This is a genomic window from Bacillus sp. FDAARGOS_527 (assembly GCF_003812125.1).
Classification (GTDB): Bacteria; Bacillota; Bacilli; order Bacillales; family Bacillaceae_G; genus Bacillus_A; species Bacillus_A paranthracis.
Genome location: NZ_CP033795.1, coordinates 4,255,870 through 4,271,661, shown reverse-complemented (window position 1 = coordinate 4,271,661; position 15,792 = coordinate 4,255,870). Strand labels below are relative to the sequence as shown.

The window sequence follows — 15,792 nt, the reverse complement described above, 5'->3', positions numbered from 1 at the left end:
TGCTCCTTCCTCATAGTAAAAAAATGTATAAAACAGTTGTCTATACTTCTGCAAATATAACATCTTAAGTAACTTATCATAATGGACATCAGAGGTCAAACGTCTAACAAAAAGTTTAAATAAAAAGAAAATTCTTCAAAAAAACACATATAAAATGATTAGACATGAAATAGGTTATGTTTTTTATGTAAAAATATACATTATGATAACGTTATGGATCATTATTGTAGAATATAGTGTATGAAATAGGAAAATAGATACATTATTTTTTTGAAGAAATAGGTTATACACATTAAAAAGAGCCTTCTAGTAATCTAGAAGGCTCTAAAAATATAACTTAAGGTGCTTTCGTATAACCTAAGAAGTGCTTACTCCAATAAGAATTGCTTAATGAAGCGATTGCTACACCTTTATCTCCAGCTTGGATAAATGATCCGCCCCCAAGGTAAATACCCATATGAGAAGGACCTGATTTATAAGTGTTTTGGAAATAAATTAAGTCACCTGGTTGTGGATTTGAAGTTTGTGGTAGGCTACCCCAATATCCCGCAACACTTTGACGGCTAATGTTATGACCAAATTTCTTAAATACGTGGTAGATGTAGCCACTGCAGTCCACACCGTTAGCAGAAGTTCCGCCCCAAACGTATGGTACGCCTTGCATTCCTTTTGCATATGCAAGTATAGAAGAACTGTTGCCGCTATTATTACCTGTATTGTTGTTATTGTTGTTATTGTTTTGATTGTTATTTTGATTGTTGTTAGGCTTATTATCTACTGCGCCGCCAACTGGTGTTTTAGAAAGGTAACGTGTGCCGATATAACCAGTTTGACCGTTGTAGTTAATTTTGCTCCATCCAGAGTTTTCAGAAATTACTTGAACCTTCTGTCCTTGTGGAAGTGCGCCTATGATTCTATAATTTGTACCTTCACCACTACGTACATTTAAGGCAGAAGCATTAATGTAGTAGTCACCAATTGCACCTTGATTAGGTTGTTCAGGTTGTTTTGGTTGCTCAGGAGTAGTAGTGCCACCTTTAACGAATTTCATGAATTCGCTACTAACGTAGCCTGTTTTTCCTTGATAGTTAACTTTAAACCAGCTACCTTCAGAGCCAATTACGTTTAATGTCGTACCATTTAATACGCCACCAATTACGCTATGGTAAGTAGCAGGGCCTGTGCGAACGCGTAGAGATGTTGCGTTAACAACGTAAGTACCACCAGTTTGAACAGTTACATTATTGTTTTGGTTATTATTTTGGTTGTTTCCTTGTGTAGCGTTATCGCTAGAACCGCCTTTTGTTACGTAGTCTTTGCTTATGTAAGCTGTTTGGCCTGCATAATTGATTTTGAACCAATCTTGAACTTCGCCAACAACTTGTACGACTTGTCCTTTTGTAACAGAACCTACAGTTGTGTGAGAAGTGCTAGGACCTGTACGAACACGAAGGGAAGATACATTTACTGTATAGTTTCCGCTTGCTGGTTTTACAGATTCTTGGTTGTTATTATTCGTATTGTTGTTTGAAGAACCTGTATTAGCAGAAACGCCAGATACAAATTCACCACTTACATAACCTACTTGTCCATTATGGTTGATTTTTACCCAACCATTTTCTTGACCAATTACGTTTAATGTTTGTCCTTCATATACACGTCCTGAAACAGAACTAGAAGTGTTAGGAGCGGTACGTACACGTAATACATCAGCAGTAACTTTATTCTTTCCACCTGTTGTACTTACATTGGAATTGCTCGCACCATTTTTTGATACAAATTCACCACTAACAAAGCCTGTTTTTCCATTCATGTTAATTTTGTACCAACCATTTTCTTCGCCAATCACGTTTAGTGATTGACCGTTATAAACGCGCGAGATGATGTCGTGAGAAGTACTTGATCCTGCACGAACATGTAATACGTCAGCGTTAACCTTATAAGATGAGCTGTTTGATGCAGAAGCTTGGACAGTTGTAGCAGCTTTTTGTGTATTTTGTTCAGGGGCAGCTTGAACACTATCAAGTGTAGGTGCTGCTCCTCCTGCTACAGACACTGCCGCAAGACCGGCAAGGTATTTTTTCATAATTTGTCGATTCCTTTCTGTCTGTAATGTAGTGAAGAAATATTTACCAACTGTTAAAAATTCTAAAGAGCATGTCGATTACTGTCAAGACTTATGCGGGAATCTGAATATGACAAAAAGATTACAAGAAAAAATCAAGGCATAAATCTATACCTTGATTTCCATTTAAATACATATATTGAATGTAGAAAGGATAGAAATTATTCGTGTTTAAGAAGATGACATATTGGATTGTAACAAACTCTGAGAAAATGATCGTTGCAGCATTTTCGTGATAGGGCCAACTTGACCATCTCGGATTACGGTTCCATCAAGATGAGTCATCGGCAAAATTTCAATCGTCGTTCCTGTAAAAAAGCATTCATCCGCTTGATAAACATCACGAACGCTGAAAAGCTCTTCTTGTATTGGAATACGAAGGGTTTTCGCTAAAGAAAGAACATATTGACGAATAATGCCATTTAAAATAAGGTGATTAGCTGGATGTGTGTAAAGAGTTCCGTTTTTAATGAGAAAGAAGTTAGAGTGGCTGCCCTCAGTTACAGTACCATTTCGTACGAAAAGGGCCTCTTTACAACCTTTTCGTTCCGCTTTCGTAGTAGCTAATATATTCGGTAATAAGTTTAATGATTTAATATCACAGCGTAGCCAGCGCGTATCCGGTTCTGATATGGCACGTACACCATATTCAATCCATAACGCTGGTCTTTCTTTCTTTGTAATATAGGCATAGATTGTTGGAGGGACGTCATATGAGAACGTATGGGTACGAGCTTGTACACCACGAGATACTTGCAAATAAATCGTTCCATCTTCGTGGAAATTATTATTTTCGATTAGTTTATAAAGTAGGGTAATCAGTTCCGCTTTTGAGAAAGGGAGTGTTAATTCTATTTCTTCCATGGAGCGATATAATCTTGTGATATGCGGATCTAATAAGTGAAAGTTCCCTTTATATAGACGAATAACCTCGTAGACACCATCCCCAAACTGCAAGCCTCTTTCCTCAAGGTCTATGTACGTTTTTTGTTTCGTTGTATCAATAACTGCATCATTCCAAAGTACAAATCTTTCATATGCCAATTTCGATCCCATCCTTTCGTAAGTAAAGAAGTCACAATACTAATTTTTATGTAAGCAATTCTCTACATATGACGTATATGTTTTGGTAAATGGTAGAGAAGTAGTAGTGATTTACAGCATTTCGTATATACAAATTCGAAAATAAGAAATAAGAATCCTGCTTTTAAATAAAAAAAGCAACATTCTTATGGAATGCTGCACAAGGAGGGTAGCTATCTTTCATAGGGACATCGTCTTATTGAATGTTTTGTGTATGGAAACAAAACATATTGAAAGACAATTATAAGAAAGTAGAAATAAACGATTCACATATTTCTTTAAGGGATCTTATTACAGATGAGAGATAAGAAATATATAGAACCTCGTTTACATATTTTATTATAGAGATACTTCATTAATTTTATATGAATATTTGGTAAAGGTTATGTAATGTTAAAGTTAATGAATATAAGTAATTGTATGGAGGAATATAAAAAAAGAGGCTGAGATTACTCAGCGCTCTTCTTTTCTTCTTTAATAGCTGTCTTTACTTCACCAGTTTTGATCTTGTTGCTTTCAGAGAAGCGAAGTAAGTCACCCTCAATGATTTTGTCAGACATGCTCAATTCATTTTGGGCACGATCAATAAGTGGTTGAGATTCTTCTTTTGGTAGTTGTACAACTTCGCCAGTAGCACGGTCGTAGAATGTACTGTTCGTGTACATGTACTTATCTGTAACGAAGCTACCATCACGAAGAACAACGAATCCTTTATTGTCAGGTGAGAATATGTCATGACCGAATCGAACGTCATTCGTAGAATCTACACCAAGTAAGTTTAGAATAGTTGGTTTAATGTCAATTTCACCAGTTGGTTTTGAAATTGTTTTACCTTCTTTTTGACCTGGAACGTGAATAAACATCGGTGTTTTTTGTAAGTTCATATGGTCAAACGCAGTAATTTCTTCTTTTCCTAAGAACTGTGCCATTGCACGGTTATGGTTTTCAGAAATACCGTAGTGGTCACCGTAGAATACGATAACTGAGTTGTCGTAAATACCTTCTGCTTTTAGACGTTCAATAAAGTGTTTCATTGCTTCATCTAAGTAGCGAGCTGTTACCATGTAACGGTCAAATACGCCATCACCAGAATTGTATTCATCAATTAATTTTGTATTGTCATCATAAGTGAATGGGTAATGGTTTGTTAAAGTAAGGAAGCGAGTATAGAACGGTTGCTTCACTTGTTTTAACATATCGATAGATTGATCAAAGTACTCGATATCTTTTAATCCCCAGTTTAATTTCGTTTCTGGCGTAATCTTATAGTCAAGCTCGTTGTAGTAACGATCATAACCAAGTGCCGGATACATAATGTTACGGTTCCAGAATGTTGCGTTGTTTGCGTGGAATACTGCAGTGTAGTATCCTTGCTGACGTAAAATTTCTGGAGTTGCTGTGTATTCGTTGTTACCGTGTGTGAAGAATACAGCACCACGGTCTAGTGGATACATTGAAGTATCTACTAAGAATTCAGCATCAGATGTTTTTCCTTGCCCAGTTTGATGGAAGAAGTTATCAAAGTAATAACTTTCTTTCGTAAATTGGTTTAAGAATGGTGTAACTTCTTGTCCGTTAACTGTTGCACCAATTAAGAATGTTTGTAATGACTCAAGAGAGACAACGATTACGTTCTTCCCTTTTGCAGTACCAAACATATTTGGATCTGGTTTGCTTTGCGTTGTTTTTACGTAGTTCTCTGTTTCCTGTAACTTACTACCGTCAGCAAATGCCTTTTGTGAACTTGATTTTGCTTGTAAGCCAAGATCATACACTTGGTGTACATATAAACCTAAGTTTTTAACAAGCATAACGCGGTCGAATGAACGTGTTAATAGTTCTGGACGCTCAGCTTCTGCCAATCCTAAGTTTGCGAAGAAAATAGCAATTGTTGACACGAAGTATAGGGAACGCATTGGGCGTGCTACACGTTCTGTCGGTGCAAAATTCTTCATCTTCTTCAATAAAATGAAGAATACGATAATATCAGCAAATGCGAGGATAATTTTGTAGTTAAACAATTCTTTTACACTAGAACCTAAACTTCCGAAGTTAGATGTTTGTCCTAGTACTGGTAAAGTAACGAAGTCATTGTAGAATCCGTAGAACATTACGTTACCAACAAGAACGATTGTTAAGACAAAATTAATTCCAAGTGCTATATAGTTACGTTTTTTCCCTTTTGCAAATAATGCAAGACCAACAAGCAGTAATGATGCTGCTAATGGGCTCAGGAATAAAATGAATTCTTGCATGAAAGATTCAAGTTTTAAATCAAAGCTTGTGCGTGTAATAAGATATGTCTTCAACCATAAGGCTAAAGCTACGAATGCAGTGAAACGCACATTTTGAAATTGTGATTTCAAGGTTTCTTTCATTCATTTCCACCCTTTCTCTATCAGGCTTGGTCGATTTTGGAGCGAAAAATGCTAAAATAAAAAATACATAGTTTTCTTGGCCATAATTAGAGGTTCTATATTCACCCATATACGACTATAACTATGCATACCCTTTTAGTTTCTTGTGTTACTCATAAGCATAACGTCATTTCTGTATTATACAACAAAATTCATTTCTGAGAAACACTATAACATTTTACATTTTTTGTATGAGATTTGTCACTACCAGAGAAAACTTTAACATTCGTTTATATGTCCGTCAACTAGAAAATATAACAAAGGTAGAGCAGAATGTTAAGTGAAAGTGAAAAATCTCTTGTTGAGAAATAAGAAATGACAATGGGTAAGTGGTTATCTAGAAATCTATTATATGAAGGGGAATATGTAAAAATTAACGAACACTTGTTCTTTTTGAGTTTGTTTGTTACAATGAAAGTTCATTGATAGATTATGTGTAATTTTGATGAACTTTTACTGAAAACATATTGTAGCTTATTTCTTTTAAAAAATAGGGAGGCCTTTACATGGAGCAAAAATTTTCAGTTGAAGCATTTTGGAAGAAAGTAAAACATGTCGCAAAGCAAGCAGGGCAGTCAGTTATTTATGCAAGTTTATTGTTGTTTTACGTTTTGCAGAAACCAGATGTTCCAAAACGAGTGAAAATTATTGTAATTGGAGCACTTGCTTATTTTATTGCACCGATTGATGCGATTCCAGATTTCGTTGCTGGAATTGGTTATACGGATGATTTAGGGGCGTTAATGGCTGCGTTATTACAAGCGTCGCTATACGTCGATGATGATGTAAAAGATAAGGCGCGAGTGAAGTTGGCAGAATGGTTTGGTTCGGATATAGACACATCCTTTATCGATCAGAAATTAGATCAATAGGTGAGAACTGTCACATGGTGACAGGGCGAACGTAAGCGAGGAAGTGCATTATGCCATCAGGAAGAACGCATACGAAAATAAACTTAATATCCCTTCCGGTTGTTTTGTTTCTGCTCTTTTCGTATGGACTAACAAATTTTGATTTTTTATTAACTTTTGCAATTGGCTTTTTAGTAGGTACTACATTTTTAACACCGGATTTAGATACGTATAGTAATGCGTATAATAAATGGGGATTCCTGCGTATATTTTGGTATCCGTATAAGAAGGTGATGCCGCATCGCTCCTTCTTTACACACACAATTATACTTGGTGATGCGATTCGTATTGCATACATGTTAATTGTGTTTTCTCCGTTTTTGTTCCTATTAAATGTAATCGTGCTTGACGGGAATTTAATAGAAATTGCGAAGAAACATGAGGTTGAAATTGTAACGTTCGTAATGGGAATTGTTGTTGCAAGCACGCTTCACATTATAGCGGATAAAGTGAATACGCGTCGCAAGAAAATGATGAGAAAAAAGAAGAAACGCAGAAGATAAAAAAACCGTCCCAAAAAGGTATTTTGGGACGGTTTTTCTTTTTAATCAAACGCTTGTTTAAAAAGAGATTAAGCTTTCAGTACTTTAATACCTTTTACGATGTTCCAAATGAAGTAGTATAAGCTAATGATTCCGCAAATACATAAGACAATCATTGTACCGATGCCCAGTGTTACATCCGGTTGATCAGATCCAAGACCCATAATTCCTAAAATAGTTACGCCAATGAATGTAGCGATACTTGGGATAATGTGTGTCCATAGAGCACGTTTTGCATGTGGTTTCGTTTCAGCATCTCCCACAATCCACACAATAATAGGGAATAAGATAGGGGCAAATAATACACTAAAGTATGATAAAGCTGCTAATATTTTGTTTCCATTCATATATATCACCTCATGAATAATGTCTGTTGTTATACTATTATTATGCAATAGTTTTGGCAAGCTTTCTATCGATGAACATTACAGCAACGTGACGATTTTGTAAGATTTTCATATTAAATAATAAAATTTTCAAAAAAATCTTTTTAAACGGAAATTGTTATGGTACAGTATAAATGAAAGTTATTGAAAACGTTTTCTTAAACGTTTTTTTATTTTAGGCTTAAAGGTATGATGACCTGATAGTCTATTGATGAGGTTATTCTATTTAAAAGGGGATTCTTTAGGGGGAGAGAACAATGAACACATGGACACAAGTTTATGATCCGTTCGGAAACATTTGGATTTCGGCGGCGGTCGCACTTATTCCGATTATCTTTTTTTTCTTAGCTTTAGCAGTTTTCCGCATGAAGGGGTATGTGGCAGGATTTATTACAGTTGTACTTACAATTTTAGTGGCATTATTCGCTTATAAGATGCCGTTCACGATGGCAATGGCAGCGACTGGATATGGTTTTTTATACGGACTATGGCCAATTGCTTGGATTATCATTATGTCGGTATTTTTATATAAAATATCTGTGAAAACAGGTCAATTCGATGTGATTCGTGCATCTGTATTATCCATTACGAATGACCACCGTTTACTCGTTATTTTAATCGGTTTTTCATTCGGAGCATTTTTAGAAGGGGCAGCGGGATTCGGTGCACCAGTAGCGATTACGGCAGCACTTCTTGCAGGTCTTGGGTTAAATCCTTTATATGCAGCTGGTCTTTGTTTAATCGCAAATACTGCACCAGTAGCGTTCGGAGCGATGGGAATTCCGATTACAGTTGCTGGACAAGTAACAGGTATTGATCCACATAAAATTGGACAAATGGCTGGACATCAATTACCGTTCTTATCATTATTTGTTCCATTCTTTATCGTATTTTTAATGGACGGGTTGAAAGGGGTAAGACAAACGTGGCCTGCTTTACTTGTAGCAGGTAGCTCATTTGCAATTACGCAGTTCATAACAGCGACATTTTTAGGACCAGAACTTCCGGATATTACGTCGGCACTTGTAAGTTTAGTTAGTTTAGCGCTGTTCTTAAAAGTATGGCAACCGAAAGAAATTTATCAATCTGGGCAAGCAAATAGAGAAGCAGCTGCAACAACAGCGGCATCGATGCCGAAATTAACGTTAGGAAAAGTAGTAAAGGCATGGTCTCCATTTATCGTATTAACGGTTATGGTAGTGGTTTGGAGCCAAAGTTTCTTTAAAGCATTATTTGTTCCAGGAGGCGCGTTAGAAAGCCTTGTATTTAAGTTTGAAATTCCAGGCTTGCACAATTTAGTAATGAAAGCAGAGCCTATTGTAAATAAAGCGACGCCTTACGAGGCAATTTTGAAGTTTGATGTATTATCAGCAACGGGAACAGCAATTTTAATTGCTTGTATCATTTCCATGTTTATTTTGAAAATGAGTGTAAAAGATGCAGTAGTAACATTTAAAGAAACTTTAAGTGAATTAAAAATGCCAATTCTATCTATTGGATTTGTATTAGGATTTGCATTTATTGCAAACTATTCTGGGCTATCTTCTACACTAGCATTAGCACTAGCAGGAACTGGCGGACTATTCCCGTTCTTCTCACCATTCTTAGGATGGATTGGTGTATTCTTAACAGGGTCTGATACTTCAGCGAATGCATTATTTTCAAATTTACAAGCAATTACAGCGCAGCAAGTCGGTGTATCTGAAGTACTTCTCGTTGCAGCGAATACAACGGGCGGTGTAACTGGAAAAATGATTTCTCCACAATCGATTGCAATTGCTTGTGCAGCAGTTGGACTTGCTGGGAAAGAATCAGATTTATTCCGCTTTACAGTGAAGCATAGTTTATTCTTCGTAATTATTGTTGGTATTATGACGTATGTACAGGCATATTATTTAACGTGGATGATTCCATAAACAACAAAAGAAATAAACTTTGCATTTTTCAGATTATCGTGTATGATGGGAAAGTATTGAAAATTAAATCAGTGATAAACTAGGGGTGCCTAACGTATGCGTAGGCTGAGAGAGAAGCGCGTGAACTTCTTAACCCTTTGGACCTGATCTGGCTCGTACCAGCGTAGGGAAGTTAACGGCTTTACATAATGATGTCTTTTATGAGCCAGGTCCTTATTTTTTTATGGACCTGGCTCTTTTTATTTTGGCATACGCTGGCAATATCTCGTCCTTGTCACGTACAGGGGGGCAACAAAGGTTATGAAACAGTCTGTTTCAGCTGAGCAAATTGAATTGAAATCGAGTTTACCAGGAAGTAAGAAAGTGTATGTGGATGGACCACGAGAAGGTATGAAGGTGCCGATGCGTGAGATTGAACAAAGCGATACAAATGGCGTCCCGAATCCGCCAATTCGTGTGTATGATACGAGCGGTCCTTATACGGATCCCGCGTATAAAGTGGAGCTGGAAAAGGGGATTCCAACGCCGCGCCACTCTTGGATCCTAGAGCGCGGAGATGTAGAGGCATACGAAGGGCGCGAAGTAAAACCAGAGGATGACGGTGTGAAGGTGGCTTCGAAACATACACCTGTTTTCCCGCAGATGGATCGCAAACCGCTTAGAGCGAAGCAAGGTGCAAATGTTACGCAAATGCATTATGCACGTAATGGCATCATTACGTCTGAGATGGAATATGTTGCGATTCGTGAAGGAGTAGAGCCGGAGTTTGTTCGTAAGGAAATTGCGGAAGGTCGCGCTATTTTACCAGCAAATATTAACCATCCGGAAGCAGAGCCGATGATTATTGGACGTAATTTCCACGTGAAGGTGAATGCAAATATCGGAAACTCTGCTGTATCTTCTTCTATCGCGGAAGAAGTAGAGAAGATGACATGGGCTACTCGCTGGGGTGCAGATACGATTATGGATTTATCTACAGGTAAAAACATTCATACGACGCGTGAGTGGATTATTCGTAACGCGCCTGTACCAGTTGGAACTGTACCGATCTATCAAGCTCTTGAAAAAGTAAACGGAATTGCAGAAGATTTAACGTGGGAAGTGTATCGTGATACGTTAATTGAGCAAGCGGAGCAAGGCGTAGATTACTTTACGATTCACGCTGGTGTATTACTTCGTTACATTCCAATTACTGCAAAGCGTACGACAGGTATCGTTTCGCGCGGTGGTTCGATTATGGCGCAGTGGTGTTTATTCCATCATAAAGAAAACTTCCTATACACTCATTTTGAAGAGATTTGTGAAATTATGAAGCAGTATGATGTTTCGTTCTCTCTTGGAGATGGATTACGCCCAGGTTCAATTGCAGATGCAAATGACGAAGCACAGTTCTCTGAGCTTGAAACACTTGGTGAATTAACGAAGATCGCTTGGAAACATGATGTGCAAGTGATGATTGAAGGGCCTGGGCATGTACCGATGCATTTAATTAAAGAAAATATGGAGAAAGAGCTTGATATTTGTCAGGGCGCGCCATTCTATACACTTGGGCCTTTAACGACAGATATTGCACCAGGTTATGACCATATTACATCCGCAATAGGAGCTGCGATGATTGGCTGGTTTGGGACGGCGATGCTTTGTTATGTAACGCCGAAAGAACATTTAGGTTTACCGAATAAAGATGATGTACGCGAAGGTGTTATTACGTACAAAATCGCTGCGCATGCGGCCGATCTGGCGAAAGGGCACAAAACGGCTCATCAGCGCGATGATGCACTTTCAAAAGCTCGCTTTGAATTCCGTTGGCGCGATCAATTTAATTTATCTTTAGATCCTGAACGTGCGATGGAATATCACGATGAAACATTGCCGGCAGAAGGCGCAAAAACAGCTCATTTCTGTTCCATGTGTGGACCGAAGTTTTGTAGTATGAGAATTTCACATGATATTCGTGAATACGCGAAAGAAAATGATTTAGAAACGACAGAAGCAATTGAAAAGGGAATGAAAGAGAAAGCGAAAGAATTTAAAGACACTGGTAGTCATTTATACCAATAACACGTTACACCTCTTTACTTGATTGATCACACTGTAGTACCTAACTTAAATATAGAAGAAGCCCGCTTTGCTAAGACGGTAGCAAAGCGGGCTTCTGTTGTTTATCCCGCTATTTGCGGGAAGTAAGACCCCCGCCTCAAAATTCAGCGGAAGCAAAGAAGTTAGGTGGGGGGCAACTGCCCGTAAAAGCCCGATTGGTTAGGGCTGATAATCAGTGGTGGATGAACAAAACCCCCACTGATTAAAGTTTCACTTTATAAGGCGAAGAAGAGATGTACCCAATAGAATAAGAGGAATAATGTAACGACTGTTGTGAGTGGAATAACGATAAGGGATACACTTAAATAGTCTTTCCATTTTACTTTAATTTTGTTTTGTTTCAGGATATACATCCAAATGAGAGAAGCTAGCGTACCGATTGGTAATAATAGTGAACCGATGTCACTACCAATGATATTTGCGAGATAGATAGTTTTTAATGTGACTGGATCTAATCCCATTTCTGTTAACGTAATGGTACCAATCATAAGTGCAGGGTGATTATTGAAGACATTGGAGAGGAGAGAAACGAGTCCACCCATTGCAAAGCTAGCATAAAGCAGATGTTGACTTACAACTGGTTCAAGCCATTGGACAAGCGCTGCTGTTAATCCTGCGTTGTGGAGCCCGTAAATAATGACATACATAGAGAAAGCAAAAATCAAAATGTGCCAAGGTGTCTTTTTCAAAATGTCGACAGGGTTCGTTCGTAAGTAGTACCATCTCCAAATGAGAAGAACGAGTGAACCGAGTACGGCAACAATCTCGATTGGGATGGATAAGAAGGATGCAACGAATAGAAGACAGCGCATAAGGAAGACGAAGCCTAATACTTTTAGCATGAACCTTGTCCGTTTTTGTTTCGTATCAACTGAATTTTTTCCTTTTAACGGATGAAAGTTTTTCGTGAAGAATATTTCTTCAATATCATATGAAGAAACAGGCAATTTTTTCGGAAGTTTTTTCTTCAAAACCGTATACATAAGCCATGACATAAACAATAGTCCTAATGTTGCAGGTACAAACATCATAGCAGTATGCATATAAAGAGTCATATTCACGATATTTAATGCGATTAAGTTTACGATATTACTTACACCAATTGGTGCACTAGATGCAGTAGCGATTAAAGCACCGCTTAATAAATAAGGGATTTGTTGATGCGGTTTTAATTGAAGATTTTTTAGGAGAAGAATTAAGATTGGCGTTGTAATTAAAATACTACCGTCGTTATTAAATAAAAGAGTCATAAGAAAACATAATAATTGAATATACCAGTATAAGCGGCGCCCGGAGCCTTTTGCTAAGTTTGCAAGTTTCGCTGCGGACCAGTGGAAGAATCCGAAGCTTTCTAATATAACCGCCATAACGATGGTCGCTAATATTGTTATGGAGGCACCGCCAATTTTACTAATAATGTCCATGACGTCTGGTTTTGATACAAGTCCAGTAATCAGGATAATGCCAGCGCCAATTGCTGCCGGCCACGCCTCATTTAAACCACGAGGTCGCCAAAAGATAACAATCATTGTTAAGAAGAATACAATAATAGTAATCCATATTTCAATGCTCATATTTTACCTACCTTTCTACTTTTCCTTAAAGTAATGTAGCTTGTCTTAAGGTTTGTATTGGTAGTATATTCAGCAAAAAATAAGAAGAACTAGACGTATACCGGAGTGCAATGAATATGTGTTTTTCAAGTTATGGGACAAGTATCTCTCTTAGTGAAATAACTATTGTGAGAGGAGTCTAGAAATTAATGGGGCAGTAAGATAGTAAATAAAATTTATATAGGTGATTATGGAGATATATCAGCGATTTTTAAATTATATCGACTTATCGACAAAACATGACAAAAGGAGCCCATCCCAAAATACCTTTTGGAACAGGCCCTACAATATTATTTTTCCTTCAAAAAAGTTCGATCCTTCAAGAATAAATTCCAGAAGAAAATAAATCCTGGTAATAAAATTGCAATCCCAATTGCATATAGAATAAGCAATGCATAGAATGTTTCGACCGTTGTAAAGCTTGTAAATACAGTTACATCAGGATAAATAATATACGGTAAATGCGCAACGCCGTAAGCATAACTTGCAAATGCATATTGAGCGACGACTGCTAAAACGGCAATGCGAGGGTATCCTAGTGTGTCATACTTCTTGTTTGTCCACCAAAGAGAAGAGTATCCGATAATGAATAAAACGATAGAAACTGTAAACCATGTGAATTGCTTTATTAGCCCTTGCATAAGCCAGTGTGTTTCCGGATCCATTACAACGAGGGCAATAATCGCCGTAACGAGCGTTGCAGGACCAAGGATAATCGCGTTTCTTCTATAAATTCTATATGCATCTTCTGAACCTTGTTCTCTCGCAAAATCAGCAAGAAAGAGAGAGGAAAGAAATAGTTCCGAAGTTAGTCCAAAGAGCATATAACAATAAATAACAGGACTAGAAAGAAGTTTTCCATATAGGAGTACTTCTTTTCCTTCAGACATTGTAATATAGGCACCTTCTGTAACTGGTAAAACGGTAATTAATAGAGCTGGAATTAAGAGCCCTGTAATACCTGAAATGATACGAAGAAGGTGTTGGTACTTCGGCAGAGAATAAGCAAATACCATAAATGTACTGCGAATTGCCACGAGTACTAAAATTAACATAACGGGCACGAACATTACTGTCGCAAGAGTAAAGGCTGCTTTCGGAAAGAAGCCAAGAAATGCGACAACGACAAAGACGAGAAACGTATTTGTTACTTCCCAAGTCGGTGATAAGTATCGGTTGGCAAGCTTGGCAGCGAGCGTTGGATGTTTTGCGTATACCATGCCCCAAAAACCTGCTCCAAAATCGATGGATCCTAATATACTGTATACGAAAATAAGGGCCCATAAGATGATGATTGCAATACTTTCCTCATGCACGAGAATCGCCTCCTTCGTGATGTAAATCATTTGTAAGCGGATGTTTCTTAAAGAATGTCCGTAGCACAAAGACTGTTAAAATACCGAGTCCAATATATAAAATGATGAATAGAATAAATAAAGGACCGACAAAATCAGCGCGTGTAGAAGCGTCGACTGTACGTTGCATACCGTAAATGGTCCACGGTTGACGACCGCTACAGCTGAAAATCCATCCGAATTCAATGCCAAGCATCATAACTGGTCCACATGCGGCAGCTCCCCAAAGAAGCCACTTCGGTAGTTCGGCCCCTTTTTTTCGGTAAACAAAGTACCAATATAAGAGGGCAATTGCTGCAACTGCAAAGGTAAAGGCAGCAGTGCCAACCATTAAATTGAACAATGTATGTGTGTAAAATGGTGGCCATGTTTCTTGTGGAAATTCATTTAGACCTTTTACGACGGTGTTAGGGTCTAGTCCCACTAGTAGGCTAAGCATGTTCGGAATTTCTAGTGCATAGTTTAGTTCAAGTGTGTTAGGATCTACAACTCCGCCGATGGATAACGGTGCATGTGATGTCGTTTCAAATAAAGCTTCAGCAGATGCCAGTTTTTCAGGGGAATGCTTATGTAAGGCAATTGCCGATTCGTGTCCCGAAAGCCACATCGTAGCACCTGTAATAAATGTTACGACGAGTCCTAATAGTAGCCCTTTTTTATGATACGCCACTTCACGTTTACTTAAATTCCTCTTTAATAATTTAAATCCAGCGATAGAGGCAATGACGGCAGCTCCAGTTGCATAGGCTGTAATCACAACGTGGAATGCGCTTGTGCCAAAACTCGGATTAAAGAAAGCTTTCCACGGATCAACGTTAAAAACTGATCCATCTGGTCCCATTGAAAAGCCCGCGGGTGTATTCATCCATGTATTTGCCGATGTAATAAGCACGGCGGATGCCGTGGCACCAATCATGACGAAGAATAGCGAGATTAATCTCATGAATGGAGGTAGTTTGTCAGCTGCATATACATAAATGGACATGAACAAAGCCTCTAAAAAGAAGGCGAAAATCTCAATTTGAAAGGGAACAGAAATAACCTGCCCAACAATTTTGGCAAAACCAGGCCAAAGCAGTGAGATTTGCACACCAACGATTGTTCCAGTTGGAATTGCTACACCGAGAAGGATGGCAAAGGCCTTTGTCCATCTTTTTGCCATAATGGCGTAGTCGGAATCTTTCTTCCAGTGATAGAGTATTTCACTTATAAAAATCATTAATGAAAGTCCGACACCAAGTGTTGCGAAGATAATGTGGAATGCTAGTGAAGAACCGAAAAATGCTCTTGCTAATGTTACCGTATCCATATGTAAACTCCTCTTCTTTTTTGCCATTATTTTCT

At 38.0% G+C, this 15,792-nt stretch carries 11 protein-coding genes and 1 riboswitch; of the genes, 4 read left to right on the top strand and 7 right to left on the bottom strand.

Annotated features, from left to right (window positions below; translation table 11 throughout):
- Positions 1–337: 337 nt before the first annotated feature.
- The 3 genes from EGX95_RS24975 to EGX95_RS24965 all read right to left on the bottom strand — a co-directional run bounded on the left by EGX95_RS24975 (position 338) and on the right by EGX95_RS24965 (position 5,586).
- Positions 338–2,086, bottom strand: a complete 1,749-nt coding sequence (locus EGX95_RS24975) for a C40 family peptidase (RefSeq protein WP_000760283.1) — start codon at positions 2,084–2,086, stop codon at positions 338–340.
- A gap of 210 nt (positions 2,087–2,296) precedes the next feature.
- The gene (locus EGX95_RS24970; protein WP_002028859.1) at positions 2,297–3,181 is read right to left on the bottom strand and encodes a D-amino-acid transaminase; all 885 of its coding nucleotides are present in this window, start codon (positions 3,179–3,181) and stop codon (positions 2,297–2,299) included.
- Positions 3,182–3,657: 476 nt separating this feature from the next.
- A complete protein-coding gene (locus EGX95_RS24965; RefSeq protein ID WP_000665330.1) occupies positions 3,658–5,586 on the bottom strand; it encodes an LTA synthase family protein in 1,929 nt (642 codons plus the stop codon).
- Positions 5,587–6,131: 545 nt separating this feature from the next.
- Between EGX95_RS24965 and EGX95_RS24955 the strand changes: the two genes are divergently transcribed.
- Complete coding sequence (locus tag EGX95_RS24955; protein ID WP_000435502.1) at positions 6,132–6,497, top strand: YkvA family protein; 366 nt, start codon at positions 6,132–6,134, stop codon at positions 6,495–6,497.
- Positions 6,498–6,547: 50 nt separating this feature from the next.
- Positions 6,548–7,039, top strand: a complete 492-nt coding sequence (locus tag EGX95_RS24950; RefSeq protein WP_001139068.1) for a metal-binding protein — start codon at positions 6,548–6,550, stop codon at positions 7,037–7,039.
- Positions 7,040–7,107: 68 nt separating this feature from the next.
- Here EGX95_RS24950 and EGX95_RS24945 read toward each other — a convergent pair whose 3' ends face one another.
- Positions 7,108–7,425 carry a magnetosome magnetite crystal formation protein family gene (locus EGX95_RS24945; protein WP_001014100.1) on the bottom strand — a complete coding sequence of 106 codons (318 nt, stop codon included), beginning with the start codon at positions 7,423–7,425 and terminating at the stop codon, positions 7,108–7,110.
- Positions 7,426–7,721: 296 nt separating this feature from the next.
- On the opposite strand from EGX95_RS24945, the gene lldP reads away from it, so the two are divergent.
- Together lldP and thiC are read left to right on the top strand one after the other, a co-directional pair.
- Positions 7,722–9,380 carry an L-lactate permease gene (gene lldP / locus EGX95_RS24940; RefSeq protein WP_001099317.1) on the top strand — a complete coding sequence of 553 codons (1,659 nt, stop codon included), beginning with the start codon at positions 7,722–7,724 and terminating at the stop codon, positions 9,378–9,380.
- A gap of 71 nt (positions 9,381–9,451) precedes the next feature.
- Positions 9,452–9,567, top strand: a riboswitch (TPP riboswitch).
- A 113-nt stretch (positions 9,568–9,680) separates the two neighbouring features.
- The gene (thiC, locus tag EGX95_RS24935) at positions 9,681–11,441 is read left to right on the top strand and encodes a phosphomethylpyrimidine synthase ThiC (RefSeq protein WP_000814468.1); all 1,761 of its coding nucleotides are present in this window, start codon (positions 9,681–9,683) and stop codon (positions 11,439–11,441) included.
- 254 nt (positions 11,442–11,695) lie between these two features.
- Here thiC and EGX95_RS24930 read toward each other — a convergent pair whose 3' ends face one another.
- The 3 genes from EGX95_RS24930 to cydA form a co-directional block, all read right to left on the bottom strand.
- Positions 11,696–13,054: an arsenic transporter gene (locus EGX95_RS24930; RefSeq protein WP_000021134.1), complete on the bottom strand. Its 1,359-nt coding sequence runs from the start codon at positions 13,052–13,054 to the stop codon at positions 11,696–11,698.
- Between the two features lie 329 nt (positions 13,055–13,383).
- Complete coding sequence (locus EGX95_RS24925; RefSeq protein WP_000544181.1) at positions 13,384–14,409, bottom strand: cytochrome d ubiquinol oxidase subunit II; 1,026 nt, start codon at positions 14,407–14,409, stop codon at positions 13,384–13,386.
- Positions 14,402–15,757, bottom strand: a complete 1,356-nt coding sequence (cydA, locus tag EGX95_RS24920) for a cytochrome ubiquinol oxidase subunit I (protein WP_000381967.1) — start codon at positions 15,755–15,757, stop codon at positions 14,402–14,404. The genes EGX95_RS24925 and cydA overlap by 8 nt, the downstream gene beginning before the upstream one ends.
- Between the last annotated feature and the right edge of the window lie 35 nt (positions 15,758–15,792).

Bases quoted from the DNA above. Each gene is read 5' to 3' on its own strand.
- EGX95_RS24975 (WP_000760283.1), bottom strand. From the start codon at position 2,086: ATGAAAAAATACCTTGCCGGTCTTGCGGCAGTGTCTGTAGCAGGAGGA.
- EGX95_RS24970 (WP_002028859.1), bottom strand. From the start codon at position 3,181: ATGGGATCGAAATTGGCATATGAAAGATTTGTACTTTGGAATGATGCA.
- EGX95_RS24965 (WP_000665330.1), bottom strand. From the start codon at position 5,586: ATGAAAGAAACCTTGAAATCACAATTTCAAAATGTGCGTTTCACTGCA.
- EGX95_RS24955 (WP_000435502.1), top strand. From the start codon at position 6,132: ATGGAGCAAAAATTTTCAGTTGAAGCATTTTGGAAGAAAGTAAAACAT.
- EGX95_RS24950 (WP_001139068.1), top strand. From the start codon at position 6,548: ATGCCATCAGGAAGAACGCATACGAAAATAAACTTAATATCCCTTCCG.
- EGX95_RS24945 (WP_001014100.1), bottom strand. From the start codon at position 7,425: ATGAATGGAAACAAAATATTAGCAGCTTTATCATACTTTAGTGTATTA.
- lldP (WP_001099317.1), top strand. From the start codon at position 7,722: ATGAACACATGGACACAAGTTTATGATCCGTTCGGAAACATTTGGATT.
- thiC (WP_000814468.1), top strand. From the start codon at position 9,681: ATGAAACAGTCTGTTTCAGCTGAGCAAATTGAATTGAAATCGAGTTTA.
- EGX95_RS24930 (WP_000021134.1), bottom strand. From the start codon at position 13,054: ATGAGCATTGAAATATGGATTACTATTATTGTATTCTTCTTAACAATG.
- cydA (WP_000381967.1), bottom strand. From the start codon at position 15,757: ATGGATACGGTAACATTAGCAAGAGCATTTTTCGGTTCTTCACTAGCA.